Below are 25,523 nucleotides of genomic sequence, written 5' to 3'. Positions count from 1 at the left end.
AGCGCTGACTCAGGAACCCCAGACAGGGTTCAATATCGACGGCGCTGAGAAACTTGTACATGAAATATGGTTGAGGCGTCATTTTTGTACAAGTTTTAATTCACTCAGTCATTCCGCTACTTGCTCTGCCACTCAGTCATTCCCTCACCCAGTCATTCCCTCACTCAGTCATTCAGGCGCGCAATCAGCGCCGGCAGTTCGCGAACGTGCGAGATGACATGTACACCTGTCGGGACGGGGCCCGGGGCACCCTGACCCTTGACGTCGATCCAGGCAGCCTGCATACCCAGGCGCGCGGCAGGCAATGCATCCTCTTTCCATGAGTCACCGACATGCAGGGTGGTGGAGGGGCGGCTGCCCAGGCGTGCCATGGCGGCGAGGAAGGGGCGTGCATCCGGCTTGGGCGCCAGCCATTCGCCGGCGGCGATGCTGAACTCGAAGTGATGGTCCAGCGCGAGGCGAGCCAGGTCGACATTGCCATTGGTGATGGCGCCAAGGCGGTAATCGCGGGCGAGTGAGTCGAGCAGCTCGCTGGCTTCCGGGAAGGGCGTCAATTCGTGGCGCAGCGCCAGGAAGCGCTCGATGGCGGCGCGTGACCAGTGGCCCGCCTGCTCATCATCATGCCCGGCATCGCGCAGCATGGCGTGCATGGCCTCGCGGCGCAGCCAGGTGAAATCACCGCGGCGTAGCGGGTGCTCCAGACCCAGCGCCATGCGGCGGCGGGTGTATTCCTCGAGGGGGAAGTCGTTGGCATGTCCGATTTCGCCATCCAGCCAGGCGTAATGCTCGGCCTCGGCGCGCTCCATCACCGCGCGATTTGCCCAAAGGGTGTCATCGAGATCGAAGGTCAAGGCCGTCAGGCGAGGTGCGTTGGCAGGCGTCACAGGGTGTCATCCTTCAGCGGGGCATCAGTGGGGAAGGTGGTGGCAGTGTCTGATGTTGCCGTCTCTGATCCGCGCTGGCGGCGGGCGCGAGGGTGGGCCTGATCATAGGCACTGGCCAGTTGCTGCCAGTCGAGGCGGGTGTAGACCTGGGTGGTCGAGAGGTGGGCGTGTCCCAGCAGTTCCTGCACGGCGCGCAGGTCGCCGCTGGATTCGAGCAGATGACTGGCGAAGGAGTGGCGCAGGCGGTGTGGGTGCAGATGCTCGGGCAGGCCGCGTTCTTTCGCCTGCGCCACCAGCCTGAGCTGGACGCCACGCTGGCCAAGACGGCGCCCCTGCTGGCCGACGAACAAGGCCGGCTCGTCCCGGGCGGCGAGCTGGCCACGCACCACCAGCCAGGCATCCAGCGCCTGGCGGGCGCGTGAGCCGATCGGCATCTGGCGGGGCTTGTCGCCCTTGCCGCGTACGCGCAGGCGGCGGGTTTCCAGCATGTCGAGGTCGAGGCTGACCAGCTCCGAGAGACGCAAGCCCGCGCCGTAGAGCAGTTCCAGCATCGCCTGATCGCGGATCGCCAGTGGCGTGTCGTCATGTGGGCAGTCGAGAAAGCGCGCGAGGCTGTCGATATCCACCGGGCGTGGCAGGTGGTCCGGCAGGCGCGGGGTCTGCACCAGCCCCGCCGGGTTGTGTGGCAGCACATCCTGCTCGACCAGCCAGCCACAGAAGCGGCTGATTGCCGCGCGCCGCCGCGCCAATGAGCGTGGCGCGAGGCCACGACTGCGCTCGGCACCCAGAAAACGCCTGAGTGTCGGGACGTCCAGCGCCTGCCAATCCTGCGGCAGGGGCGCCGCGTCCTTTTCACCAGCGGCGCTGCTGTCCGCTGCGGGGCGCAGCATGAAGGCGGTCAACGCCTGCAGATCACGCGCGTAGGCGCTGACGGTCGCGTGGCTGCTGTCGAGGGCAAGCTCTGCCAGAAATTCCCGACAGGTAGCGGACAGCGTCTGCTCGGCGGCAAGGGGATCGGCGTTGCTCGCTGAGGCGCCTTCGGTGGAGGTATCGGCGGCTGAGGCGCCGTGGACCGACTCGAGGCGGCTCATCGGCTGGCCTGGTCGTCACGGCTCGAGGTGCGCAGAGGCGGCTGGCCCGGGGCATCGCGGCCCAGGCAGCGGGCCAGCACGTCGCCGAGGTATTCGGGAAACAGGGTGTCGAGACCGGCACGGAACTGCTCGGCATCGGCACTCGCCACCACCAGATAGCCCAGACACTCACCACGGGTCAGGCGCACGATGACGGCGGAGCCGCGCGTGGCATCGGCCTGGCTTGCATCGACGAGGTCTGCGCAGTCGGCACCGAGTGGCCACTGATGGTCTGGCAGCAGGGCTTCCCAGCGCGTACGTGGCATGGCCAGGCAGCGGCTGGCACGCCCCTCGAGCAGCCGCTCGAACTGCTCGCCGCGCGCATCCTCAAGCGCCCGACGCGGCGGCTGTGCCGAAGCATCGGCATCGCGCTGCCACAGGCAGACGGCCGCGATGTCGAACAGCTCGCTGAGGCGTGTAGACAGTGTTTCGGCCAGCGCATCATCGGATTCGGCATCGAGCAGATCCAGCACCAGCTGACGCAGACGTTGATAGCGACTCTCGTTGTCGCGCGCGGCGGTCAATAGCTCTTCGAGGCGCTCTTCTGCCTGATCGGTCCGCCCGCGCAGGTCATGTACCAGCCGCTCCAGCAACGAGATGCTGCCGCCGCGCGCTTCCGGGTGTGGCACCCGCATGCGTTGCAGCAACCCTTCACGCCCCTCGAAGAAATCGGGATGCGTGGCCAGCCATTCGGCGACCCGATCCGGGTCCAGCGTGCGCGGGCGACGTGACGCGGGTGACTCGGCCATGTGGGACTCCTTGCGGACGGTTGGCAGCGGGACGCTGTCGGCCATGTTTCCGGCAGCGTCACTCGGCTGGGGCTGGCGATCTACAGGATGATGCGGCCTTCGAAGACGGTCTCGGCGGGGCCGGTCATGAATACCGGCTGGCCGTCGCCACCCCATTCGATGCTCAGGGTGCCACCGGGCAGCGTGACATTGACCGGGCTTGCCAGCAGGCCACGGCGAATGCCGGAGGCGACCGCCGCACAGGCGCCGGTGCCACAGGCTAGCGTCTCGCCGACGCCGCGCTCGAAGACACGCAGGCGCGCCTCATGCGGCGTGACGGCCTCGAGGAAACCGGCATTGACGCGCTTGGCGAAGCGCGGATGCGCCTCGATCAGTGGGCCCAGCGTCAGTACCGGGGCCTGTTCGACACTGTCGACCAGTAGTACCGCATGGGGGTTGCCCATGGAGACGACGCCGATTTCCAGCGTCTCACCGTCGACATCCAGGGTGTGCACCGGCAGGTCGGCCTCGGCCTCGAAGGGCAGCGCGGCGGGGGCGAAGCGCGGCGCGCCCATGTCGACGCGCACACGACCATCTTCGGCCACGACCAGGGTCAGTGGGCCGCCGGCCGTCTCGACGCGAATCTCACGCTTGGTGGTCAGGCGCTGTTCACGCACGAAGCGCGCGAAGCAGCGCGCCCCGTTGCCGCAGTTCTCGACTTCACTGCCATCGGCATTGTAGATGCGATAGCGGAAGTCCATGTCCGGGTCGCGGGGCGGCTCGACCACCAGCAGCTGGTCGAAGCCGATGCCGAAGTTGCGATCCGCCAGACGGCGGATATCGGCATCGCGCAGGCGACTGCGCTGCGAGATCAGGTCAATGACCATGAAGTCATTGCCCAGTCCGTGCATCTTGGTGAAGTTCACCAGCATCAGGCATCACCTTCCGGCAGCAGTTGCTCGCCGGTCCACAGTTCTTCGAGGCGCTCACGACGACGCACCAGGTGCATCTCGGGGCCATCGACCATCACCTCGGCAGGGCGACAGCGGCTGTTGTAGTTCGAGGCCATCACGAAGGCGTAGGCACCGGAAGAGCGCACGGCGAGCAGGTCGCCCGGCGCGATGGCCAGTTCGCGGTCCTTGCCGAGGAAGTCACCGGTCTCGCAGACCGGGCCGACCACATCGTAGCTGGCGGTCTTGCGCGGCTCGCGCGTGTCGACGGTGACGATGTTCTGCCACGCCTGATACAGCGACGGGCGGATCAGGTCATTCATGCCGGCATCGATGATCGCGAAGTTCTTCTCTTCTCCGGGCTTGAGGTACTCGACGCGGGTCAGCAGCACGCCGGCGTTGGCGGCGATGGAGCGACCCGGTTCGAACAGCAGGGTCATCTCGCTGCCGTGCTCATAGCGGGCCAGACGCTCCAGCAGGGCGCTGGCGTAGGCGAAGGGCTCCGGCGGGGTCTCGCTCTGGTAGGGCACGCCGAGGCCGCCGCCGAGGTCGAGGTGCTCGATGACGATGCCGCGCTCGCGCAGGCGATCCAGCAGAACCAGCAGGCGTTCGAGGGAATCGAGGAAGGGCGCCAGCTCGGTCAACTGGGAGCCGATATGGCAGTCGGCACCGACTACCTGCACGTGCTCCATGGCGTTGGCGATCTCATAGACCTCCAGCGCCTGCTCGACCGGAATGCCGAACTTGTTGGCCTTGAGGCCAGTGGAGATGTACGGGTGGGTGCCGGCATCGACGTCGGGATTGATGCGCAGTGATACCGGCGCGACGCGTCCGAGACGGCCCGCGACGGCGTTGAGGCGCTCAAGCTCCGGCAGCGATTCGACATTGAAGCACTTGATGTTCAGCTCCAGTGCACGCTCCATCTCGCCTGCCTGCTTGGCAACGCCGGAGAACACCACCTTGGCGGGGTCGCCGCCGGCCTTGATGACGCGCTCCAGCTCTCCGGCGGAGACGATGTCGAAGCCGGCGCCCAGACGTGCCAGCACATTGAGCACCGCCAGGTTGGAATTGGCCTTCACGGCATAGCAGATGAGATGCGGGTGGTCGCCCAGCGCATCCTGATAGGCCTTGAAGTGGCGCTCGAGCGTGGCACGGCTGTAGACGTAGCACGGCGTGCCGAACTGCTCGGCCAGCGTGGCGAGCGAGACGTCTTCGGCGTGCAGCACGCCATCCTGATAAACGAAGTGATTCATGATCCGGCCTGCAAGATGTCGCGCCGGCGGGCATCACCCGCCGGAGGTGAATGAGGGGCTCAGGCGTCGCTGCCGGAAGTCTCGGCGGCTGCGGTGCTCTCTGTCTCGGAGGCGTCAGGTGCCGTGGCGGGGGCCTCGGCACGCTGGCCGCCGGCATCGGCGTCCGCCGGCAGATAGAGCGGGCCTTTCTGGCCGCAGCCGGCCAGCAGGCCAGCACCCAGCAGCAGCGCCGCGAGGGTACGAAGGGTATGACGGGCGGACTGGCTCATCAGATGACGCATCGGGCGGCCTCCTGGCAGCAAGCGATAGAGCGATGCAGGCCTGGTTGCCATGGGTGGCAACCAGGCCCGAAAGAGGTTGATCAGGCGCGCGAGGCCAGGGCGTCACGCGCACGCTGCACGGCAGCGCGGACCTGGTTCGGCGCGGTGCCACCGATGTGGTTGCGCGCCGCGACGGAGCCTTCCAGCGTCAGCACGTCGAAGACGTCCTGCTCGATGGTGTCGGAGAACTGCTGGAGCTCTGCCAGGGTCATCTGGGACAGGTCGCGCTGCTGTTCGATGCCAAAGGCGACGGACTTGCCGACGATCTCGTGGGCATCACGGAAGGCGACGCCCTTGCGCACCAGGTAATCCGCCAGGTCGGTCGCGGTGGCGAAGCCCTTGCTGGCCGAGGCGTACATGTTGTCGGACTTGGCGCGAATCGCCGGAATCATGTCGGCGAAGGCACGCAGGCTGCCGCGCACGGTATCGATGGTATCGAACAGCGGCTCCTTGTCTTCCTGATTGTCCTTGTTGTACGCCAGCGGCTGGGACTTCATCAGGGTCAAAAGGCTCATCAGGTGGCCATAGACACGGCCGGTCTTGCCGCGCACCAGCTCCGGCACGTCCGGGTTCTTCTTCTGCGGCATGATGGAGGATCCGGTGCAGAAGCGGTCCGGCAGGTCGATGAAGTCGAACTGGGCGCTGGTCCACAGCACCAGCTCTTCGCTCATGCGTGACAGGTGCATCATCAGCAGACTGGCGAAGCTGGTGAATTCGATGGCGAAGTCACGGTCGCTGACCGAATCGAGGCTGTTCTCGGTCGGGCGGTCGAAGCCGAGCAGCTCGCTGGTGACATGACGGTCGATGGGGAAGGTGGTGCCGGCCAGCGCCGCGGCGCCCAGCGGCAGCACGTTCATGCGCACGCGGCAGTCACGCAGGCGGTCCTGGTCGCGCGCGACCATTTCCTGCCAAGCCAGCAGGTGATGACCGAAGGTGACCGGCTGGGCGCTCTGCAGGTGAGTGAAGCCCGGCATGATGGTGTCGGCTTCCTGCTCGGCCAGTCCCAGCATGCCTTCGCGCAGACGCGTCAGTTCGGCGTCGATGGCGTCGATCTCGTCACGCAGATAGAGGCGGATATCGGTGGCGACCTGGTCGTTGCGTGAACGGCCGGTGTGCAGCTTCTTGCCGGTGATGCCGATCTTGGCGGTCAGGCGTGCCTCGATGTTCATGTGCACGTCTTCCAGCGCCACGGACCACTCGAATTCGCCCCGCGCGATCTCTTCACTGATTTCCTTCAGTCCCGCGATGATGACGTCGCGTTCTTCTTCGCTCAGCACGCCGACACCGGCCAGCATGGTGGCGTGGGCGATGGAGCCCTGGATGTCGTGCTGTGCCATGCGCTGGTCAAAATCGACGGAGGCGGTGAAACGTGCCACGAAGGCATCGGTCGGCTCGCTGAAGCGGCCGCCCCAGGACTGATTGGTAGATTCGCTCATCGGGATCTCGAATTGTGGTGACGTGTCCAGAGTTCGGCGTCCGGTGCACGGTCGCGCAGCCGGTATCGTTGACCTTGGAGTGTACCAGACTCCTGCGCATGGGCGAGGGGCCGCGGCCAGTCCGGCGGATCGCAGGAAAGCGTGCCATGGATTTTCCCCCTGAGGTGACTGGCTTTATGATAAGTGTCATCAGAGGGCGCCGCTGTCCGTCAGTCAGGTTCGCTCAACCACTTCGCATCAGATGGCGTGGATTTCGCGCCAGCAAGGAGAACGCCGTGCCCCGCCGTGAGATTCTGCGTATCGCGACCCGCAAGAGCCTGCTCGCCCTGTGGCAGGCCGAACACGTCAAGGCGCGACTCGAGGCCCTGCATCCTGGCTTGAGTGTCGAGCTGGTGCCGATGTCGACGCGTGGTGACAAGATTCTCGATACCCCGCTGGCCAAGATCGGCGGCAAGGGCCTGTTCGTGAAGGAGCTGGAAGAGGCGATGCTCGACGGTCGCGCCGATATCGCCGTGCACTCCATGAAGGACGTACCGATGCACTTCCCGGAGTCGCTGGGACTGGCGGTGATTCTCGAGCGTCACGCCCCGACCGACGCCTTCGTGTCCAACACCTGTGCCAACTTCGATGCCCTGCCGCAGGGCGCGCGCCTGGGCACCTCCAGCCTGCGTCGTGGTCTGCAGGCCAAGGCGGCACGCCCGGATCTGGAAGTATTGAGCCTGCGCGGCAATGTCCAGACGCGTCTCGGCAAGCTGGATGCCGGCGAGTTCGACGCCATCATCCTGGCCACTTCCGGCCTGCAGCGCCTCGAGCTGGAGGCGCGCATCACCGCCGAGATGGACGCCGAGACCTGCCTGCCGGCCTGTGGCCAGGGTGCGCTCGGCATCGAGTGCAACCTGCAGGACGAGGAGATTCTTGCGCTGCTCGAGCCGCTGGCCCATGAAGACTCCAGCCGTTGCGTGCTGGCCGAGCGCGCCATGAATACGCATCTGGAAGGTGGCTGTCAGGTGCCGATCGGCGGCTATGCCGTGCTCGAGGAAGGCGGCAGTCAGCTGTGGCTGCGTGCGCTGGTCGGCAACCCCGACGGAACGGTCATCCTGCGCGCTGAAGCGCGTGGTCCGTCCGACGCGCCGGAAGCGCTGGGCGTCGCCGTCGCCGAAGATCTGCTCTCCCAGGGCGCCGGCGAGATTCTGGCGGCGGTCTACGGCGACGCCCGTGGCTGAGGTGTCAGCGATGGCAAAGGCGTCGCGTCTTGAGGTGTTGACGACGCGACCGGGCTCGCGCGGGGCGGTGCTCGATGCGATGCTGAGCGAGGCTGGCTGTGAAGTCGAATGCCTCAAGTTGATGTCACTCGAGCCCTTGCCGCTGGCACATGCCGAACGCCAGGCGATCATCGATATCGATCTGTATCGCGGCGTGGTCGTGATCTCGCCTCAGGCCGCCGGGTATCTGGCCGACTGGCTGGAAGAGTGGTGGCCACAGCTGCCCGAAGGTGTGCGCTTCTATGCCGTTGGCGCAGCCACGGCTGACGTTCTGCACGCGCGTCTGGGCGTGCAGGTACGTGTTCCACCACGCGCCACGCGCGGGCAGCATGCCCAGCAGGACGCGCCGGTCGGCACCACCAGCGAAGCCTTGCTGTCACTGCCGTCTCTTCGAGCGCTTCATGGCCAGCGCTGGCTGCTGGTGGCCGGTGAAGGAGGGCGTCCGCTGCTGGAAGAGACACTGGTGGCGCGCGGCGCCCAGGTCATGCGTCTGGCGCTTTATCGGCGCCTTGCGTTGGACTTGTCGCCGCAACAGGCTGGCCGTCTGGCGGCGGGCGCGTATGATGCAATGGTGGTGACCAGCAATGAACTGCTCGAGACGGTGATGGCGTCGGTGACGCCGCAGGCCTTGCACCAACCGCTAATCGTGTCGAGCCACCGTTTGGCTACACTGGCACACGCTCACGGTTTCGAGCGCGTGACGGTCGCCGAGGACGCTTCACCCGGGGCCCTGACGCAGGCTGTTCTTCGTGCCTGCGCCCCCGTCAGCACGACTCGCCATGCTGTGACCGGCGCCACTGCGCCTGGTCCGCGTGAGGCCATCGATTCCCAAGAATCCGGAAAAGGGCAAGCGTAGATGAGCAACCGAGAACACGATCAGGAAGATAACGGCTCCGCCGGCATGACGCCCGGCAAGTCGGGCGACAAGGATGCTGCCGCTCGCGCATCAGATGCCTCTTCCGCTCCCGGCGTTTCCGCCGATGATACCGCCTCTGGCCGCCCTGGCGCCGAGGCCTCCCGTTCGTCCTCTTCCTCGTCATCCGACACGGCTGATGCCCCGCGCGAGCGTCGCTCGCGTGGTGGGCGCAATCGTCGTGGGCGTGGCAAGGGGCAGGGCGGCTCCTCCTCTTCATCCTCATCCTCCACTGCCAGTGAGTCCACGCCCGTGAGCCAGACTTCAGACGACAACGCATCGACGCCTTCCGGCGCAAAATCGCCGCTTGCGGAGCACGGCGAACCCGCCAGGGAGGCCTCTGCCGCCAAGCCGAGTGCCAGCAAGTCCTCCAGCGGCAAGACGTCCAGCGGCAAGTCCTCTTCCAGCCAGTCCGCCGCCCCGTCCGGCAAGACTGTCGGCGCGGGAGGTGCCGGTGTGGCAGGTACGCCGCCCAGCGAGCCGCAGGGCGGCAAGAGCAAGGCCGGCAGCATCGCGCTGATTCTCGTCATCCTGCTGGCCATCGTGGTCGCGGTACTGGCGTGGTTCGGCTGGCAGCGCATCAACGCACTGCCGGATGCCCAGGGCCTCGACAAGCAGGTCAGCGAGCGCGTGACCCAGCAGGTCGGCCAGGTCGAGAGCCAGGTCGCCAGCCTGTCCGGCAAGCTCGACAAGAGCGCCTCGCAGGTCAGTGATCTCGACAAGCGTCTGTCCAGCGAGAGCCAGGACACCGAGCAGGCCCTCAACAAGGTGCTCGAGGAGCTCAGCAAGTCCCAGCAGACCGATGCGCGCGACTGGCACTATGCGGAAGCCGAGTACCTGCTGCGCCTCGCCAACCAGCGCCTGCAGCTGGAGCGTGACGTGAACGGTGCCGATGCGCTGCTCGAGAACGCCGATGCGCGCATCGCGGCAGCCAACAACCCGGCGCTGCTGCCGGTGCGCAAGGCCATCCAGTCCGAGCTGGCCAGCTTGGACAGCGTGCCGCGCGTCGATCGTAGCGGTATCTATCTGGCGCTGCTCGCCGAGCAGGAACAGCTGGCGCGTCTGCCGCTCAAGCAGGACGTGGCCGAGATCGCTGCCAAGGTCGAGAATGACGCAGCGCCGACAGGCGGTTGGCAGCAGCAGCTGGCCCGTTTCGGCAACGAGCTGAAGGATCTGGTCACGGTGCGTCGTCATGACGAGGCGCTCGAAGCCCTGATCACGCCGGAGCAGGAATCCTACCTGCGTCAGAACGTGCGTCTGGTGCTGGAGCAGGCGCAGCTGGCGCTGCTCAAGGAAGAGCCGAAGCTCTATCAGGCCGCCATCGACAAGGCCATCACGCTGGTCAATGGCTACTACGACACCAAGACCGATGGCGTGCAGAATGCCGTCGCCAAGCTGGAAGAGCTCAAGAGCAAGACCATCCGTCCGGAGCTGCCTGACATCTCCGCCTCTCTGAGCAAGCTGCGTGAGCTGATCGAGCGTCGCGCCCAGCAAGGGGGTGGCAACGCATGAGAGTCCTGATACTGCTGATCATCATCGGGCTGGCCATCGGTGCCCTGTTCGGGCAACTGATGCAGGCCTTCCCGGGCTACTGGCTGATTCGCGTCGGCGATACCTCGGTCCAGACTTCCTTCTGGTTCGGCTTGATCCTGCTGTTCGCGGGCTTCGTGGTGCTGCACTTCGGTCTGCGCCTGCTGTCGCGCTTCGCGCATCCGTTCTCCCGTCTCAAGGTGTGGAACAGCCGTACCCGTCACCGCAATGCCACGCGCAAGACCGTACGGGGGCTGGTGGCGCTGGCCGAAGGCCGTTGGAAGCGGGCCGAGAAGTCGCTGACCCACTCGGCGGAAGATTCCAGCACGCCGTTGGTCAACTACCTGTCCGCCGCCCTGGCCGCGCACTATCAGGGACGTTTCGAGCAGGCGGATACACTGCTCAAGCGGGCGCATGAGTCCACCCAGGGTTCCGAGAGTGCCGTGGGTCTGGTGCAGGCACAGTTGATGCTGGACCGCCAGCAGCATGAACAGGCGCTGGCGACCCTGACGCGTCTCGACAAGCAGCTGGGCGAGCACCCGCAGGTGCTCAAGCTGCTCAAGCAGGCCTATCTGGCGGTCAATGACTGGGATGGTCTGCGTCGCCTGATGCCGCGTCTCGACAAGCAGGACCTCATCTCCCCCGAGGAGAAGAAGGAGCTGGAACAGCGTGCCTATGTGGCGCTGATCCAGCAGGCCGCGCGCAATCCGGAGGACATCGAGCGCGTGCGCAACCTGTGGGCCGACATGCCGGACCACCTGCGCACCGACGTGAATCTGGTCGCGCTCTACGCCGAGGCGCTGATCGCCGGTGGTCAGGAAGGTCTGGCCGAGCGTCTACTGCGTCACTCCCTCAAGGAGTGCTGGGATTCGCGTCTGGTGCTGCGTTACGGCCTGCTGGACGTGGATGCACCGCGTCAGCTGGTGTATGCCGAGAAGTGGCTGCAGGAGCGTCCGAATGATCCGGATCTGCTGCTGTCGCTGGGCCGGCTGGCCCTGCGCAACGCCAGCTGGGGCAAGGCTCAGGAGTACTTCGAGGCTAGCCAGCGCCAGCGTCCGAGCGGTACGGTGTGTGCTGAACTCGCGCGTCTGTTCGCCAACCTGGGTGAGCACAACAAGAGTCAGCTCTACTACCGTCAGAGCGTCGAGCTGCTGGATCGCTCACTGCCGGCCCTGCCGCAGCCGAGCAAGGACAACGTCTGAAGAGCGGCCGTCTGGTGCCAACCAAGGCATGACAGGCGTCATGCAGGCTGGCGGACAAGACACTCGGCGGCTTGCACGATGTTTCCTTGTTTGATGAAAGCTATTGCCCAATTGCACCGGCCGCGCTGTCGGCCGGTGATGCAGGTTTCTCTCCGGGGTATCCTGGTTCACACGCCGTGTGACGGGATGCCCTTCTTTTTGCCCGCATGACGGGCGCTGTGGACATTCTGATCCAGGTTTTCGCCCTTCCAGCACGTCGCTGTAAAGTGTCGGTGGGTGCATGCTCGCGTGGGCATGGACGGCGCCGGATTTCTCGTTGCTGACCCGGCAACGATGCGTCCGGGCCTGCACGGCCAGAGCGTGAGCGTGTGGCGCTGGCTGGAAGCGTTTCCTCCGTGCGATGATTCTGCGTGTCGGATGCGCCCATGCATGTGGCGCATCTACGGGCCGGGTCCGGTCCGTTTCCCCAAGCGATGATGGAGTCTGCATGTTGCATAAGTCCCTGGCCCTGATGGGCGCCTCTGTACTGGCCGTGTCACTGGCCGGTTGTGCCGCTACCGGTAACAGCTCTTCCAGCAACGCTGCCAGCTCTTCCAGCTCGTCCAGCGCCATGATGAGCCTCGCCAGCAGCATGCTGAGCAGCCAGACCGGCCAATCCCTGCCGGCGGCCGACCTGATGTCCAGCCTGACCTCCCAGCTGGGTGTGTCCTCCACTCAGGCGCTGGGTGGCTCTGCTGCCATGCTGGCTCTGGCCCAGTCCCAGCTTGGTACCAGCGCGACCTCCGAGCTGTCCACTGAGGTGCCGCAGCTGTCCAGCTTGACCAGCAGCAGCTCGCTGTCCACGCTCTCCAGCCTGGCGAGCCTGAGCGGCAACGACAATGCCACGGCACTGGCCAGCACCGTCGGCAATGTCGATGACAGCGCGTCTCTGGACAGCGCCTTCTCCGCGCTGGGCATGGACAGCAGCATGGTCTCCCAGTTCGCGCCGGTGCTGCTCAGCTACATGGGCGGCGAAGGCGTCAGCTCGACGCTGCTGAGCTCGCTGTCCAGCATGTGGGGCACCGGCTCCTGAGTCAGCCCCTTGCATGAGGTGTGAGGCAGCGTATAAGCCCGCACATGAAAACGCCCCCGAGCCACTGGCTCGGGGGCGTTGTCGTTTCAGGACGGCTGCCTGCGCAGGCAGCCGTGTCGGGATAGCCGCGTCGGGATAGTGCAGGCGCTTGATCAGTCGCCGTCGGCATCCGGTTGGGTCGTCTGACGGATGCGCTGTTCCTCGGCATCCACGACTTCGCCGTCTTCGGTGGCATGACGCGTCAGCGGATTCTCCTCGCGACGCTTGGCAACCTTGGCGGCTGCCTCGCGCTGCTCGGGGGTCTTGGGTTGGCCGGCGGCCGAGCCATCGATCACGAAAGGCGCCTGCATGGTGCGCACGTTGGCCGGCGGCGCACCACCGTCCTTGTCCTGACCGAAGTACATGGTCATGTGCGGGAACGGGATCTCGATGCCAGCGGCATCGAAGTGCTGCTTCACGAGCTTGTTGTACTCGCGGCCGATGGCCCACTGGTTGCCCGGGCTGGTCTTGATCATCACGCGGATGTTGACCGAGCTGTCGGCGAGGGCCGAGACACCCGCGATGGTGACCGGCTCGAGGATCTCCGGACCATAGCTGCTTGCCTCTAGCTCATCGAAGGCCGCACGCAGGTGCACGATGGCGTGGTCGACATTCTCGCGATAGGAGATGCCGTATTCGCCGACATGGTAGGCGAAGTCACGCATGTAGTTGGAGACGGTATCCACCGACGAGAAGGGCACGATATGGAAGGTGCCGGACAGGTCGCGGATGCCCACCGAGCGGATGGTCAGGCGTTCCGCGGTGCCGGTCACGCCACCGGCGGTGACCACGTCACCGGTATTGATGGCATTCTCGAGCTGGATGAAGACCCCGGTGATGATGTCCTGCACCATCTTCTGGGCGCCGAAGCCGATCGCCAGACCCAGTACCCCGGCACCGGCCAGCAGCGGCGCGATGTCGATGCCGATCTCGGACAGCACGATCATCGCGGTGAAGACGATCATCGCGATGGCGATGGCATTGCGGAACAGCGCCAGCAGGGTCTCCACCCGCGAGGACGGCTTGCCCTTGCCGGTGTCCGGATTGAGCTTGTGCTCGATCAGGCTGGCGATGCCGACCCAGAGGGCGATGGCGAAGACAAGGATGAACAGTACATGGAAGATGCGTGACAGCAACAGGGCGCCGGCATCCGTCGCCAGCCACTCGCCCAGCGCCACGATGTGCCAGGCATTCAGCACCATGCCGACCACCACGATCAGGATGATGGCGCGCATGATGCGCAACGCGGTGGGGATGTAGGAGTTGAGGCGCTTCTCGAGCAGCGGCAGCTGACCACGCAGCTTGTCGGAGACCTGGATGCGCTTGCCGATCAGCTGGGTGAGCACCTGGGACAGCAGATAGCCGCCACCGATGGCGCACAGGGTCTTGAGGGTCGCTCCCATCATGAAGGGCAGCGCGGTTTCCGGCGTGGTCTGCGAGATCACGAACAGCGTGATGAAGTAGGCCAGTGCGAAGAGGTGCCAGGTGCTGGCCAGGATGCGCAGCGCTATCGCGACCAGGCTGTTGCGGGTTTCCTTGGCCTGATTCAGCAGACGGTCACGCAGGATGATGCGGTTGCGCGTGATGACGACGATGGCCCAGACAAGGGAGACGCCCATGACGAGCAGACCGACGAAGCTGCCCACCGCCGGTGCCAGATTGTTGTTGACCATCGGCACCACGACGAGAATGCCATAGCCGATGAATCCGGCCAGCATGGCCAGCGAGCGATTCCAGTAACGGGCGACCTCATCGCGCATCGGGAACAGGCGCAGGCCCTTGAAGCCTGAAGAGAACAGCATGCGCATCAAGGCCTTGAACAGCTCGATCACCAGATAGGCATTGAGGAACATCGATTCGCGCTGGCCGATCACGCCCTGTTCACCGTAGGCGAAGATGGCCAGAAGATAGCCGCCCAGGAAGGCGAGACCGATCACGGCAACGTCGACGACCGCCGCGATGATCACCGCCATCATGGTACGCAGCAGCGGACTGCGATGCTGGCCGTCCAGTGACCATTGGCTGACGCGGCCGAACAGCGGGCGAGCCAGGCGGCGCAGGATCAGGAACAGGCCGATGGTCGAGATGACCACCAGTCCCAGACTGACGGCTTCGGACGTGAAGTGCTCCCAGTCAATCTTGCTGGCATCCTCGTTGCCGATGCCGTTGAGCGTGCCCAGCACCCTGTCCAGCGTGGTGGAAAGGTCCGCGACCAGATCCTGGCTGACCTCGGCAAGCTGGCGGGACAGCGATGGCGAATCCTCGCTCAGGGTGACGTCTTCCCCCGCCACCTCGACGGCCTTCTCGCTTGCCTGGCTGTCCAGCTGGCGCAGGCCTTCGATCAATGCCTCGCGCTGACTGGGGTCTTCCAGCAGCGTGGCCAGGCTCTCATAGGAGGATGTCGCGCCATCGCCGCTGCCGTCTTCGGACGGGGCGGCAAGGGACAGGCTGCTGAATCCGAGGCTCAGCACCATCAACAGCATCATCAGGCCGTACATCAGCCAGGCAGGTCGCCATGAGTCCGGTTGGCGCGAGGCAGCAAGGGCGGGAGGGGAGTGCGGGGGTGTCGGAATCGCCACAGATGGCTTCTCCATGTCGGTGAGTGTGTGAGGCATCGGGGCAAGAGTGAGAGCAGGCTCCGGAGGTGCATCAGAGGCTCGCAAGCATCCCATCGATAACGCGAGGATCTGTCAGATAGATGTTGAAGGGGCGTCTCGCACGTCCTGCGCTTACGCCGAGCGAGAGTCCATCCCTCAGTTATCGGGGCACTTGGTGCTATCCCAACCCCTGTGGGGACTCCGCCAGAGACATTCTTGCGCACAGCCTGCGGCAGGCGCCGCCATCCTTCAAGGTCTTCAGGTACTCCTCGGAGGAGAGGCGTGACCTGCTGCCATGCAGGATATTGCAATGTCGCGTTGCATGAACTGGTGTGGTGAGTCGCAGGGCGAGCCGGTATTGTTGCGATTGATTATTATTCGTCGTTCAAGTGTGATCGTCATGCGCACAGAGGGCCTTGCGGTATCGTCCTGCGCAGGGTCACGTCTGCCTTCGCTTGAGTGCGAGATCCTTTTCTTCATTTCGGAGTACTGCATGACCGTCTCGTCGACTGCTGTTACTGCTCGTGGCATGACCCGGCCTGCATGGTTCAAACAGAGCCTGATGGCGACCTTGGCGGTAGCGCTGATGGGGGCTTCCCTGTCTGCCGAGGCACGCAGTGTCGAGACGGCCTACGGTGAGCTGGATATCGAGGGCACGCCGCAGCGTGTCGTCACCCTGTACGAAGGCGCGCTGGATGTGGCCGTCGCCAGTCAGGTGACGCCGCTGGGCGCCGTGACCACTCGCGGCGGTGATGGCGTGGCGAGCTATATCCAGCCGCAGGTGCCGGACATCAAGATCGTCGGCACGCCGCGTGAATTCAATCTCGAGGCGATCGTGGCGCTCAAGCCGGACCTGATCCTGGCACCGCCGGGCCTCGACAAGACCCAGTACCAGCTGATGTCGCGTCTGGCGCCGACCATCGTGCCGAGCGCTTCGGCGCTGAGCCAGCAGGGCTGGAAGGAGCAGAGTCGCGTCTATGCCGAGGCGCTGGGCGAGACGGCCGAAGCGGAACTCGAGACACGTCTGGCCGCCATCGACGCGCACACCGCGCGTCTGAAGGCCGAGATGGCCACCCCGGAAACCGCCAGTCTGGTGCGTCGCATGCCGGGTGGCCTGATGGCGATGTCCGATCAGCTGTTCGCGACCGGCCTGATGGCGGCCAGCGGCTATGAGCTGGTCGGCGGTGATCTGGTCAAGCCGGGTCGTCCGCATTCCGATCCGCTCAGTGACGAGAACATGGCACGCATCGATGCGCAGACCATCTTCCTCGCCACCCTGGACGACTCCTCTGATGCCGCGGTCGACGCCCTGGCGGCACAACCGGCCTTCCAGCGCCTCGAGACAGCGGACCGCGACAGCCTGGTCGGCGTGAATGGCCAGCTGTGGACCAGCGCCAGCGGCCCGTTGGCCGCGGAAGCGTTGCTGAAGGATATCGACCGGGCGCGCGATGATGGCTAGTCGCAGTCATGTCGGTGCACGACGTTTGACCCCTGCGCAGGCAGGGGACCACCCGCAATCGCGACGCGGGAGGGGGTATGCAGGCTGAAGAGACCTCTCCACAGGCCCGTAGGCCACGCGCACATGCCGCCCGGATGACCTACAAGGTCTCCGGGCGTCTTGCGTTGCGTCAGGTGATGCCGCTGGCCTGCCTGAGTGCCCTGCTGACCTGTCTGGCCAGCCTGCTGTGGGGGGCTGGCGATATCGGCCCCTGGCAGGCGCTGCAGGTGCTGGCCGGACAGGGCAGTGATCAGGCGCGCTTCGTGGTGCTCGAACTGCGCGCGCCGCGTACCCTGATCGGCATGGTGGTCGGCATGATGCTCGCCTGTGGCGGCGCCCTGATGCAGGTGGTAGCACGCAACCCGCTGGCGGAGCCGGGCTTGCTGGGCGTGAGTGCCGGGGCCTCCTTTGCCGTGGCCGTGGCGTTGCTGCTGGGGATGGAAGCGGCCGGCATGCACGTGATGGTGGCGCAGAGTGGTGCGCTGATGGGGTGTCTGTTCGTGATGAGCACCGTGAGAATGAGCGGCGCACGTCAGGACCCGGTACGACTGGTGCTGGCCGGCGCGGCGTTGTCGAGCCTGCTGGTGGCGCTGACGTCTCTGGCCTTGCTGATCGATCAGCGCGCGGCCGATGAGATCCGCTTCTGGGTGATCGGCAGTCTGGCCGGACGCTCGCTGGAGGCGCTTTACAGCAGCCTGCCCAGTATCCTGATCGCGCTGCTGTTGACGCTGTGGCTGGCGCGGCCGCTCTCCGCTATGGTGCTGGGTGAGCAGGTCGCCAGTGGCCTGGGCCATCATCCCAAGCGCGTGCGCAAGGTCGCGATCCTGGTGGTGGCGCTGCTGGTCGGTGCCGCGACGGCACTGGCCGGGCCGGTAGCCTTCGTCGGCCTCGCCGTGCCCTATGTGGCGCGTGCGCTGTGCGGCGCCGATGTCCGGCGTACGCTGTGGCTGTGCCTGCCGCTGGGGGTGACCATGCTGCTGAGCGCCGATGTGGTCTCGCGGCTGGTCGTGCCGCCTTCGGAACTGCCGCTGGGGGTACTGACGACCCTGATGGGCGCCCCCGTGCTGATCGCCGTGGTGCGTGCCCGTCGTCTGCCCACCCTGTAGCGACGGGTGCCTCTGGCGCCTGCGGCGCGAACGATGATGGAGGCCAGGCTGGCGCGCATGCCGGCGCCATCGCCTCATTGCTTGAATCGACCGGCCCTGTCAGGCGTTGTCCTGACAGGGCCTTGTTTGGAATCGATGATGTCTAGACCTTCACCGCTTGATCCCCTTCGCTCGACCCCTACCGGCACGCTCTGGTGGCGCCATGGCAGGCTGTCCCTGCTGCTGTTGCGTGCGCCGTTGCTGGCGGCCGGAATGCTGCTGTTGGCGCTGCTGATGGCCAGTGTTGCCTCGCTGATGCTGGGCAGTGCCGGCCTTGGGCCTTGGGATGCCTTCAAGGCGGTCTTCGGGCACGGCGAGTTCGCTACCGTCTTCGTGGTGCAGGAATTGCGACTGCCGCGCCTGCTGGCCGGTATCGCCACGGGCGCTGCCTTCTCGCTGGCGGGCTGCCTGATGCAGACCCTGGCCGGCAACCGTCTGGCGACGCCGGGCATCATCGGTATCGACAATGGCGCGACCGCCTTCGCGGTGGCCTCCGTGGTCGGGATGGGGATCTCGCTGGCGCCCCCGGTGATGGCGCTGAGCGGTGCCGTGATCGCCACTGCGCTGGCCTTCGGGCTCTCCGGCGGCATCGGCACGCGCGGTTATCGCTTCCTGGTCGCCGGTATCGGGGTCGGGGCGCTGTTCGGTGCCGGGACGCAGCTGATGCTGGCAAGAGTCTCCATCGATGTCGCCAACAACGCCTACCCGTGGACGGTCGGCAGCCTCAATGCACGTGACGCCGATTCGCTCACCTGGCTGGGGCTGGCCCTGCTGATCGGCGTGCCGATCGCGCTCTGGCTGGGGCGCGGGCTGAATACGCTGCGCTTCACCGACCGCGTGGCGATCGGGCTGGGACAGCCGGTGTCGCGTGTTCGCCTGATCACGCTGTGGCTGTCGGTCGTGCTGACGGCGGCGGCCGTCGCGGTGGCCGGGCCGGTAGGCATGGTGGCGCTGGTGGGCCCCGAGATCGCACGCTACCTGTCGCGTCACAAGGGCGTGCCGCTGCTGGCCTCGGCGCTGGCCGGCGCGCTGGTGATGGTGCTGGCCGACCTCGCCGGTCGCACCCTGCTGTCGCCACTGGAAATCCCGGTAGGTATCGTGATGGCCGTGGTCGGCAGTCCTTATCTGCTGTGGATACTGCTGCGCAGCCCGCGCTAGCCGTTGCCCCTATTTTCCTGCTGAGCGGCCCAGGGCCAGTCCTTGCCACTCAGCGTCGCACGACATGTTTCAGCGGCTGATGATGTTCCAGCGGCCGATGATGTTTCAGGAGAGTGCGCCATGAGCGCTGAGACGATGCTTGATCCGCGAGCGATGAATTCCCCGGCCGATCGCCACGCCGCGGCTACCACCGACACCCTGCGAGCGAACGAGCTGTCGCTGGGCTACGGCGCGCGCCAGCGCCATGTCACCGTGATCGATGCGCTGACCCTGGGGCTGCCCGACGGCAAGGTGACGGCGATCGTCGGGCCCAATGGCTGTGGCAAGTCAACACTGCTGGCAGGGCTGGCTCGCCTTCAGTTGCCTGAATCAGGCGCGGTGCTGCTGGAAGGCAAGGACATTCACGCCTACAAGCGGCGCGAAGTGGCCCAGCGCATCGCGCTGCTGCCCCAGGAGACGCATTCGCCCGAGGGGGTGACGGTGCATGAGCTGGTGCGTTTCGGTCGCCAGCCCTATCAGGGTGCGCTGAGTCAGTGGTCAGAGGAGGATCAGCGTCTGGTGGCCGAGGCAATGGCTGCCGCCGATATCGAAAACCTGGCGGACCGTGAGCTGGCCTCGATGTCCGGTGGGCAGCGTCAGCGCGCCTGGATCGCCATGGCACTGGCGCAGCAGACACCCTTGCTGCTGCTGGATGAGCCGACCTCGGCGCTGGATCTCGGTCACCAGATCGAAGTCTTCGAGCTGATCCAGCGTCTGGCCCATGAAGAGGGCAAGACCATCGTGATGGTGGTGCATGATCTGGCCAGCGCCTGCCGTTACGCCGACCACATCGTGGCCATGCACGCAGGCCGCGTGATCGCTGAGGGCGCGCCCGCCGAGGTGGTGACGCCGGAGCTGGTGCGCAAGCTCTATGGGGTCGAGTGTCGCCTGATCCCCGATCCCGACACCGGCACGCCGCTGCTGATTGGCGTACGCCGCACCAGCGAGCGCCTGAGCGGCAGCGCGACCTGAGGTCGGGGCAATGGCCATGACGGGCGCTGTGGCGCCTGTGTAGCCGCTGCCGGGCCTTGCGCGGGCCTGAAAGAGGGGCTTGGGAAAGTCTGGGAGGGTGACTTGAGAGGGGGCTTGATAGGGCGACTTGAGAGAGCGCTCTGCCTCTGACAGGAAAGCCCCAGCCAGAACTGATCGCCCACAAACAGAAAGGCCTCCCCGAAGGGAGGCCTTTCTGTCACGGATATGGTGGAGGCGACGGGAGTCGAACCCGTGTCCGCCGGCACTCCGCCTTCGGCTCTACATGCTTAGTTTCATTTTTTGATTTAACACCCCTGCCGCCAATGAACAGGCTACAGTGATGCGATTCTCTGAGTTTTAATCTCGACCTTAGAGACGTCGGCCAAGACGATCCTGTTTATACGGGCTCGTTCTCCATCCACCTTGAACAGGCGCAACGGTTTCAGGAGCAGCTTATGCAGCTAGAGCGTAGTTGTCGTCGTTTGCGACTATATATTTGCAACGTTTTATTTACGAGATACGTTACGATCTCGGCATGCACCTCAGGGTTTGCCACCAGCGTCGAATGCCAGAACGCCCCCATAACAGTGTTACCACTTTACTGCGTTGCTACGTCTTCATCATAGCAGGTGGGGACTGTGCTACGCCAGTTCAAGCGTTCAGGAAAATTTCTGGCCTGACAGTAGCTTGCTGGCGTGAGCTCCCTCACGCTGCCCTCAGCGGTCGCGCAGGATACGGGCTTTCTGACGGTTCCAGTCGCGGTCCTTCTCGGTGGCGCGCTTGTCGTGCAGCTTCTTGCCTTCCACCAGCGCGATCTCGCACTTCACGATCGCATTCTTCCAGTACAGCTTGATCGGCACACAGGTGTGGCCCTTGTCCTGGGTGCGCGAGAAGATGCGTGCAATCTGCTTCTTGTGCAATAGCAGCTTGCGCGTGCGCTGCGGGTCCGCCACCGCGTGGGTATTGGCGGTTTCCAGCGGATGGATGTGGCAGCCCAGCAGCCAGGCTTCGGCATTCTTGATCACGATATAGGTATCGGTCAGCTGGCCCTTGCCTGCGCGCAGCGCCTTCACTTCCCAGCCTGCCAGTACCAGACCCGCTTCGAAGGTTTCCTCGATGTGGTACTCGTGGCGTGCCTTCTTGTTCTGGGCGATCAGATTGCCGCCCTGTTCGGGTTTCTTTTTCTTGCCCATGTTGCCTCATTTGTCGTGTGCGCCTGCCGTCATCCAGTGTGGATATGGCACATCCTTCTGGATGGGGGGAGGCGTGTTACCATTCAAGGCCAGACGGCACTTCGTGCGCCGGCCCATTGTTCATGATACGCATGCTGCGTATCCAAGTCAGCGGAGAGCTAGATGCCTACGGTCAACCGGTCTGCCCTGGTGCGGCATTCGGCCCGGGCAATGTTCGATCTGGTCAATGATTTCGAGCGTTATCCCGAATTCCTGTCCGGCTGCAGCAACGCGGAATTGCTGGAACGTGATGAGGACCATCTCAAGGGCAGGCTCACCCTGTCCAAGGCAGGCATGCAGCAGAGCTTCGTCACGCGCAATGACCTGTATGCCCCCGAGCGGATAGAGCTGAATCTGGTCGATGGCCCCTTCAAGCGTCTGCAGGGGACCTGGCTGTTCACGCCATTGGGCGAAGATGCCTGCAAGGTCTCGCTCGAGATGGACTTCGAGTTCAGCAATCGTCTGCTGGGCATGGCGTTCGGCAAGCTGTTCAGCCAGGTCGCCGCTCAGATGGTCGAGGCCTTCACGCGCCGCGCTGACCAGATCTACACTCAGCGCTGACCCTTGGCCGTTGGCCAGGGTGAAACGCCGCGCAGGTGATATATCGCACAGGTGGTATATAGAAGGTGGCGAGAGCAAAGGAGCAGACATGACAGACAGAATCACGGTCGAGGTGGCCTACGCGCTTCCCGACAAGCAGAAGATCGTCTCGCTGGCGGTCGCCCCCGGCACCACGGCGCGCGAGGCCGTGCGCATGGCACGTCTGGAGCAGCACTTTCCGACGATTGCCGCCGAAGTGTTTCTCGAGGCGGACCTGGGCATCTTCGGCAAGGCGCTGCGCAAGCCCGATGAGCATGTGCTGGACGCCGGGGATCGGGTCGAGGTCTATCGCGCCTTGATCACCGACCCCAAGCTTGCGCGCAAACGGCGCGCCGACAAGGCCGCTCGCGCCGGCCAGTAAGACGAGCTGCCGGCGAGAATCAAAAACAGCGGGGCACCTTGAGAGGTGCCCCGCTGTTTTTCCGGCTTGTCACTGAGTGAAGAGGACAGTGATCAGCGCTCTTCAGGCAGGTCGGCTGCGCCTGCCTTGGATTCAGCACGGTTAGGCTGTGCCGCGCGAGGGTCGATGTCCAGGTCCGGCACGATGACGGTTTCCTGGTCGATGTCGCCACTCTTGTCGATGTTGGAGAGTGAATCGCCTGCGAAGGTCAACGTCACACGCTTGTTGATGATTTCGCCATCCGCTTTCTTGAGGCGATAGACGTAGTCCCAGCTATCCTCACTGAAGGGGGCGGTCAGCAGCGGTGAGCCCATCACGTAGATGACCTGTTCGCGGCTCATGCCCGGCTTCAATTGCTCGACCATTTCCGGCTTGATCAGGTTGCCCTGAGGAAGGTCGCGCTTGTAGACGCTGAAGTAGCTGCACCCGGTGAGCAGCGACAGGGCGCTGCAAAAGGCGACTGTTTTGATCAAGTTTTGCATTTGCCCTGAAGATTCCCTATCGTTTTGCCTTGGCCGATCATACCTGATACATCAAGCGACTGCGAAGAGTACCCCAGCATGGCCGATCAGAACCATGAACTGCGCAAGGCGGGACTCAAGGTAACCCTACCGCGAGTCAAGATCCTGCAGATCCTCGAGAAATCGACGGATCGACACCTGAGTGCCGAGGACGTGTACAAGGCGTTGCTTGAGGCTGGCGAAGATGTCGGTCTGGCGACGGTTTATCGTGTGCTCACCCAGTTTGAAACAGCGGGACTGGTGATGCGCCACAACTTCGATGGCGGTCACGCTGTCTTCGAACTGTCCCAGGAAGAACACCATGACCACATGGTATGTCTGGACAGCGGCGAGATCATAGAGTTCTGTGATCCCGAGATCGAGCGCCGTCAGCGCGAGATCGTCGAGGAGCACGGCTATGAGCTGGTCGAGCATGCGCTAGTGCTCTACGTGCGTCCCAAGGGCGACAAGAGCGATAGCTGACGCGGGTTGCGTCAGGGATGACGTGGTCGGAGAGCCTTCTCCGGCCAGATACACGAACGGCCGCCCCTGAGGGCGGCCGTTCGTGTATCTGGCGTTCATGTTTCCTAAATCCATGACTTCAGCGTTCGTCTTGCCGAGGAGTGTCATTGGACGAATGGACGTCGACGACAGCGCATGAACGGCGACTTTGGCGACAGTGCTCAATGGCGGCTGTCGGCAGCGCCAAGCATCTCGCGGGCATGGGCGAGGGTCTGTTCGGAGAGATGAATGCCGCCCAGCATGCGTGCCAGCTCGCGCACGCGGCCGCTGTCATCCAGCAGCGCCATGTGGGTGCGGGTCGTGTCCTTCTCGGCCTGCTTCTCTATATGCAGGTGCTGATGCGCCTGTGCGGCGACCTGCGGCAGGTGAGTGACGGTCAGCACCTGGCCCTTGTCGCCCAGTCGACGCAGCAGCTGGCCGACGATCTCGGCGGTAGCGCCGGAGATGCCGACATCGACTTCATCGAAGACCAGGCTGGGAATGGTCGAGCGACTGGCGGCCACGACCTGGATCGCCAGCGATACACGCGAGAGCTCGCCGCCTGAGGCGACCTTGGCCAGCGCGCGTGGCGGCTGGCCCGGGTTGGCGCTGATGCGGAAGTGGATACGCTCCATGCCTTCGGGCTGCGGGCGCTCCCGCGCCTCGATGGCGACCTCGAAGGTGGCCTTGCCCATGCCGAGGAAGGCCAGCTGGTCCTGGATGTCGCTGGCCAGTTGCGGGGCGGCAGTGGCGCGTCTGGCGCTCACCTCACTCGCCAGCCCCTTCCAGGCCTCGCGACGCTGAGCCACTTCTTCGCGCAAGGCTTCGATGGCCTCCTCATCGCCACCCAGGCCATCGAGTTCTTCGCGCAGGCGCTGATGAAGGCCATGCAGCTCGTCCGGCATCACATGATGCTTGCGCGCGATCTGATGGATGCGGCTCAGGCGCTCATCGACGAAGGCGAGGCGCTCGGGGTCGAGTTCGGTGACTTCCACGAAGCGGTGCAGCTCACGCGCGGCTTCCTCTATCTGGATGCGCGCTTCCTCGAGCATGCCCAGCGCACTGGCCAGTGAGCCGTGCTCGTTGCCCGGCAGATGCGCCAGGCGGGCCAGGGCCTGGTTGAGGCGAGACAGTGCACCTTCTTCGTCGTGATCACAGCACTCGGCGGCGGACTGCGCCTCGGCCAGAATCTGCTCGGCATTGGCCAGCGTTTCCTGCTCCTGCTCCAGGGCTTCCAGTTCCCCTTCGCATAGCGCCAGTTCATCGAGTTCCTCGACCTGATAGCGCAGCAGCTGGCGGCGCGCACGTACTTCATCGCCATCATTGCTCATGCGCTTGAGACGACGATGCGCCTCCTGCCAGTGACGGAAGTCCTCGCGCAGCTGGGCGGCCTGAGTCTCCAGGCCCGCATATTCGTCGAGCTGACGCAGGTGCGTCTCTTCCTTGAGCAGGGAGTGGTGGGCGTGCTGGGAGTGGATGTCGATCAGGTGCTCGCCCAGCTCGCGAAGGTCGGCGATGGTGCAGGGCGTACCGTTGATCCAGGCCTTTGAGCGGCCGCTGGCGGTGATGACGCGACGCAGCAGGCAGTCGTCGCTGCCCAGTTCGCGCTCATCCAGCCACTGACGGGCGTCGCCAAGCTCACTGATATCGAAACGCGCGATGAGGTCGGCGCGGTCGGCGCCATGGCGCACGCTGCCGGCATCGGCACGCTCGCCCAGACACAGGCCGAGGGCGCCGAGCAGGATGGACTTGCCGGCACCGGTCTCGCCGGTGATGGCGGTCATGCCGCGGCGGAAATCGAGTTCCAGCGTTTCGACGATGGCAAAATCTTGGATGGCGAGTTGCAGCAGCATGACTACCTCCGAGGGGGCTTTGACGTACGCCGTGCTGGGAAACATCAGCGGACCCGGACTCGATGGGCGGGCTACGGTGTCGCCATACAGTATGTTTATACAGTGAGCATGGCTTTTTATACAGCACGTTCGGGTGGCCTTCAATCCATGCCGGGCTCAGTGGGGAGAAAAGCCTGCGGCAAGGCTTGAGAAGCGATGTGCTGTCCCCATATAGAGGCACTGACACTTTCAGTCGGCAGCAATGGCCTGGCCTTGCTGCCTCTCAAGGCAACTCATGGCCTGTCTGTCAGCCCAGTGCGAGTGATGCTT

The 25,523-nt window shown here is 64.8% G+C and carries 23 protein-coding genes and 1 other RNA gene; 12 read left to right on the top strand and 12 right to left on the bottom strand.

Features of this window, described 5'->3' with window-relative positions:
- Nucleotides 1–164: 164 nt before the first annotated feature.
- The 7 genes from NH396_RS09960 to argH form a co-directional block, all read right to left on the bottom strand.
- Nucleotides 165–884 carry an HAD-IA family hydrolase gene (locus NH396_RS09960; RefSeq protein WP_176675903.1) on the bottom strand — a complete coding sequence of 240 codons (720 nt, stop codon included), beginning with the start codon at nt 882–884 and terminating at the stop codon, nt 165–167.
- On the bottom strand, nt 881–1,975 hold the full coding sequence (locus NH396_RS09955) for a tyrosine recombinase XerC (protein ID WP_253063346.1): 1,095 nt from the start codon (nt 1,973–1,975) through the stop codon (nt 881–883). Before NH396_RS09955 ends, NH396_RS09960 begins: the two co-directional genes overlap by 4 nt.
- On the bottom strand, nt 1,972–2,763 hold the full coding sequence (locus NH396_RS09950; protein WP_253063344.1) for a DUF484 family protein: 792 nt from the start codon (nt 2,761–2,763) through the stop codon (nt 1,972–1,974). Before NH396_RS09950 ends, NH396_RS09955 begins: the two co-directional genes overlap by 4 nt.
- A gap of 80 nt (nt 2,764–2,843) precedes the next feature.
- Nucleotides 2,844–3,674 carry a diaminopimelate epimerase gene (dapF, locus tag NH396_RS09945; protein ID WP_253063342.1) on the bottom strand — a complete coding sequence of 277 codons (831 nt, stop codon included), beginning with the start codon at nt 3,672–3,674 and terminating at the stop codon, nt 2,844–2,846.
- A complete protein-coding gene (gene lysA / locus NH396_RS09940; protein ID WP_253063330.1) occupies nt 3,674–4,945 on the bottom strand; it encodes a diaminopimelate decarboxylase in 1,272 nt (423 codons plus the stop codon). Before lysA ends, dapF begins: the two co-directional genes overlap by 1 nt.
- A gap of 59 nt (nt 4,946–5,004) precedes the next feature.
- Nucleotides 5,005–5,226 carry a lipoprotein gene (locus NH396_RS09935; protein WP_253063328.1) on the bottom strand — a complete coding sequence of 74 codons (222 nt, stop codon included), beginning with the start codon at nt 5,224–5,226 and terminating at the stop codon, nt 5,005–5,007.
- A gap of 80 nt (nt 5,227–5,306) precedes the next feature.
- Nucleotides 5,307–6,701 carry an argininosuccinate lyase gene (argH, locus tag NH396_RS09930; protein WP_253063327.1) on the bottom strand — a complete coding sequence of 465 codons (1,395 nt, stop codon included), beginning with the start codon at nt 6,699–6,701 and terminating at the stop codon, nt 5,307–5,309.
- Nucleotides 6,702–6,976: 275 nt separating this feature from the next.
- On the opposite strand from argH, the gene hemC reads away from it, so the two are divergent.
- From hemC to NH396_RS09905, 5 genes are all read left to right on the top strand, one after another.
- Nucleotides 6,977–7,924: a hydroxymethylbilane synthase gene (gene hemC / locus NH396_RS09925; RefSeq protein WP_253063325.1), complete on the top strand. Its 948-nt coding sequence runs from the start codon at nt 6,977–6,979 to the stop codon at nt 7,922–7,924.
- Nucleotides 7,925–7,934: 10 nt separating this feature from the next.
- Nucleotides 7,935–8,819, top strand: coding sequence for a uroporphyrinogen-III synthase (locus tag NH396_RS09920; RefSeq protein ID WP_253063323.1), 885 nt, complete (start codon nt 7,935–7,937; stop codon nt 8,817–8,819).
- Nucleotides 8,820–10,388 (top strand): uroporphyrinogen-III C-methyltransferase, encoded by a 1,569-nt coding sequence (locus tag NH396_RS09915; protein ID WP_253063312.1) that lies wholly within the window; start codon nt 8,820–8,822, stop codon nt 10,386–10,388.
- The gene (locus NH396_RS09910) at nt 10,385–11,608 is read left to right on the top strand and encodes a heme biosynthesis HemY N-terminal domain-containing protein (protein ID WP_175089024.1); all 1,224 of its coding nucleotides are present in this window, start codon (nt 10,385–10,387) and stop codon (nt 11,606–11,608) included. Before NH396_RS09915 ends, NH396_RS09910 begins: the two co-directional genes overlap by 4 nt.
- A 487-nt stretch (nt 11,609–12,095) precedes the next feature.
- Nucleotides 12,096–12,680: a DUF2780 domain-containing protein gene (locus NH396_RS09905; protein WP_253063310.1), complete on the top strand. Its 585-nt coding sequence runs from the start codon at nt 12,096–12,098 to the stop codon at nt 12,678–12,680.
- 152 nt (nt 12,681–12,832) lie between these two features.
- Here NH396_RS09905 and NH396_RS17165 read toward each other — a convergent pair whose 3' ends face one another.
- A complete protein-coding gene (locus NH396_RS17165) occupies nt 12,833–15,298 on the bottom strand; it encodes a mechanosensitive ion channel domain-containing protein (protein WP_253063308.1) in 2,466 nt (821 codons plus the stop codon).
- Nucleotides 15,299–15,809: 511 nt separating this feature from the next.
- Here NH396_RS17165 and NH396_RS09895 point away from each other — a divergent pair.
- From NH396_RS09895 to NH396_RS09880, 4 genes are all read left to right on the top strand, one after another.
- Entirely contained in the window at nt 15,810–16,775 is a 966-nt protein-coding gene (locus tag NH396_RS09895; protein ID WP_253063306.1) for an ABC transporter substrate-binding protein, read from the top strand.
- A 176-nt stretch (nt 16,776–16,951) separates the two neighbouring features.
- Nucleotides 16,952–17,920 carry an iron ABC transporter permease gene (locus NH396_RS09890; protein WP_253063597.1) on the top strand — a complete coding sequence of 323 codons (969 nt, stop codon included), beginning with the start codon at nt 16,952–16,954 and terminating at the stop codon, nt 17,918–17,920.
- 138 nt (nt 17,921–18,058) lie between these two features.
- Nucleotides 18,059–19,117: an iron ABC transporter permease gene (locus NH396_RS09885; protein ID WP_253063304.1), complete on the top strand. Its 1,059-nt coding sequence runs from the start codon at nt 18,059–18,061 to the stop codon at nt 19,115–19,117.
- A 153-nt stretch (nt 19,118–19,270) separates the two neighbouring features.
- Nucleotides 19,271–20,128, top strand: coding sequence for an ABC transporter ATP-binding protein (locus NH396_RS09880; protein ID WP_253063595.1), 858 nt, complete (start codon nt 19,271–19,273; stop codon nt 20,126–20,128).
- A gap of 226 nt (nt 20,129–20,354) precedes the next feature.
- On the opposite strand, the gene ssrA is transcribed toward NH396_RS09880, so the two are convergent.
- Nucleotides 20,355–20,709: a transfer-messenger RNA gene (gene ssrA / locus NH396_RS09875) on the bottom strand.
- Between the two features lie 135 nt (nt 20,710–20,844).
- Nucleotides 20,845–21,321, bottom strand: coding sequence for an SsrA-binding protein SmpB (smpB, locus tag NH396_RS09870; RefSeq protein WP_176675915.1), 477 nt, complete (start codon nt 21,319–21,321; stop codon nt 20,845–20,847).
- 162 nt (nt 21,322–21,483) lie between these two features.
- Here smpB and NH396_RS09865 point away from each other — a divergent pair, with 162 nt between their 5' ends.
- Both NH396_RS09865 and NH396_RS09860 read left to right on the top strand, forming a co-directional pair.
- A complete protein-coding gene (locus NH396_RS09865) occupies nt 21,484–21,921 on the top strand; it encodes a type II toxin-antitoxin system RatA family toxin (RefSeq protein ID WP_043333347.1) in 438 nt (145 codons plus the stop codon).
- 88 nt (nt 21,922–22,009) lie between these two features.
- The gene (locus NH396_RS09860) at nt 22,010–22,321 is read left to right on the top strand and encodes an RnfH family protein (protein ID WP_166019033.1); all 312 of its coding nucleotides are present in this window, start codon (nt 22,010–22,012) and stop codon (nt 22,319–22,321) included.
- Between the two features lie 92 nt (nt 22,322–22,413).
- On the opposite strand, the gene bamE is transcribed toward NH396_RS09860, so the two are convergent.
- Nucleotides 22,414–22,842 (bottom strand): outer membrane protein assembly factor BamE, encoded by a 429-nt coding sequence (bamE, locus tag NH396_RS09855; protein ID WP_166019032.1) that lies wholly within the window; start codon nt 22,840–22,842, stop codon nt 22,414–22,416.
- A gap of 78 nt (nt 22,843–22,920) precedes the next feature.
- On the opposite strand from bamE, the gene fur reads away from it, so the two are divergent.
- Entirely contained in the window at nt 22,921–23,343 is a 423-nt protein-coding gene (fur, locus tag NH396_RS09850; RefSeq protein WP_043333352.1) for a ferric iron uptake transcriptional regulator, read from the top strand.
- A 200-nt stretch (nt 23,344–23,543) separates the two neighbouring features.
- Here fur and recN read toward each other — a convergent pair whose 3' ends face one another.
- Nucleotides 23,544–25,214: a DNA repair protein RecN gene (recN, locus tag NH396_RS09845; RefSeq protein WP_253063302.1), complete on the bottom strand. Its 1,671-nt coding sequence runs from the start codon at nt 25,212–25,214 to the stop codon at nt 23,544–23,546.
- Between the last annotated feature and the right edge of the window lie 309 nt (nt 25,215–25,523).

Source organism: Cobetia sp. Dlab-2-AX (assembly GCF_024124625.1).
Lineage (GTDB): Bacteria > Pseudomonadota > Gammaproteobacteria > Pseudomonadales > Halomonadaceae > Cobetia.
This window is presented reverse-complemented; position numbering and strand designations above follow the sequence as displayed.

What these genes read in the sequence shown, in the direction of transcription:
- NH396_RS09955 (WP_253063346.1), bottom strand. Translation starts at nt 1,975, where the DNA reads ATGAGCCGCCTCGAGTCGGTCCACGGCGCCTCAGCCGCCGATACCTCC.
- NH396_RS09950 (WP_253063344.1), bottom strand. Translation starts at nt 2,763, where the DNA reads ATGGCCGAGTCACCCGCGTCACGTCGCCCGCGCACGCTGGACCCGGAT.
- dapF (WP_253063342.1), bottom strand. Translation starts at nt 3,674, where the DNA reads ATGCTGGTGAACTTCACCAAGATGCACGGACTGGGCAATGACTTCATG.
- lysA (WP_253063330.1), bottom strand. Translation starts at nt 4,945, where the DNA reads ATGAATCACTTCGTTTATCAGGATGGCGTGCTGCACGCCGAAGACGTC.
- NH396_RS09935 (WP_253063328.1), bottom strand. Translation starts at nt 5,226, where the DNA reads ATGCGTCATCTGATGAGCCAGTCCGCCCGTCATACCCTTCGTACCCTC.
- argH (WP_253063327.1), bottom strand. Translation starts at nt 6,701, where the DNA reads ATGAGCGAATCTACCAATCAGTCCTGGGGCGGCCGCTTCAGCGAGCCG.
- NH396_RS09920 (WP_253063323.1), top strand. Translation starts at nt 7,935, where the DNA reads ATGGCAAAGGCGTCGCGTCTTGAGGTGTTGACGACGCGACCGGGCTCG.
- NH396_RS09915 (WP_253063312.1), top strand. Translation starts at nt 8,820, where the DNA reads ATGAGCAACCGAGAACACGATCAGGAAGATAACGGCTCCGCCGGCATG.
- NH396_RS09910 (WP_175089024.1), top strand. Translation starts at nt 10,385, where the DNA reads ATGAGAGTCCTGATACTGCTGATCATCATCGGGCTGGCCATCGGTGCC.
- NH396_RS09905 (WP_253063310.1), top strand. Translation starts at nt 12,096, where the DNA reads ATGTTGCATAAGTCCCTGGCCCTGATGGGCGCCTCTGTACTGGCCGTG.
- NH396_RS09895 (WP_253063306.1), top strand. Translation starts at nt 15,810, where the DNA reads ATGACCGTCTCGTCGACTGCTGTTACTGCTCGTGGCATGACCCGGCCT.
- NH396_RS09890 (WP_253063597.1), top strand. Translation starts at nt 16,952, where the DNA reads ATGCCGCTGGCCTGCCTGAGTGCCCTGCTGACCTGTCTGGCCAGCCTG.
- NH396_RS09885 (WP_253063304.1), top strand. Translation starts at nt 18,059, where the DNA reads ATGTCTAGACCTTCACCGCTTGATCCCCTTCGCTCGACCCCTACCGGC.
- NH396_RS09880 (WP_253063595.1), top strand. Translation starts at nt 19,271, where the DNA reads ATGAATTCCCCGGCCGATCGCCACGCCGCGGCTACCACCGACACCCTG.
- smpB (WP_176675915.1), bottom strand. Translation starts at nt 21,321, where the DNA reads ATGGGCAAGAAAAAGAAACCCGAACAGGGCGGCAATCTGATCGCCCAG.
- NH396_RS09865 (WP_043333347.1), top strand. Translation starts at nt 21,484, where the DNA reads ATGCCTACGGTCAACCGGTCTGCCCTGGTGCGGCATTCGGCCCGGGCA.
- NH396_RS09860 (WP_166019033.1), top strand. Translation starts at nt 22,010, where the DNA reads ATGACAGACAGAATCACGGTCGAGGTGGCCTACGCGCTTCCCGACAAG.
- bamE (WP_166019032.1), bottom strand. Translation starts at nt 22,842, where the DNA reads ATGCAAAACTTGATCAAAACAGTCGCCTTTTGCAGCGCCCTGTCGCTG.
- fur (WP_043333352.1), top strand. Translation starts at nt 22,921, where the DNA reads ATGGCCGATCAGAACCATGAACTGCGCAAGGCGGGACTCAAGGTAACC.
- recN (WP_253063302.1), bottom strand. Translation starts at nt 25,214, where the DNA reads ATGCTGCTGCAACTCGCCATCCAAGATTTTGCCATCGTCGAAACGCTG.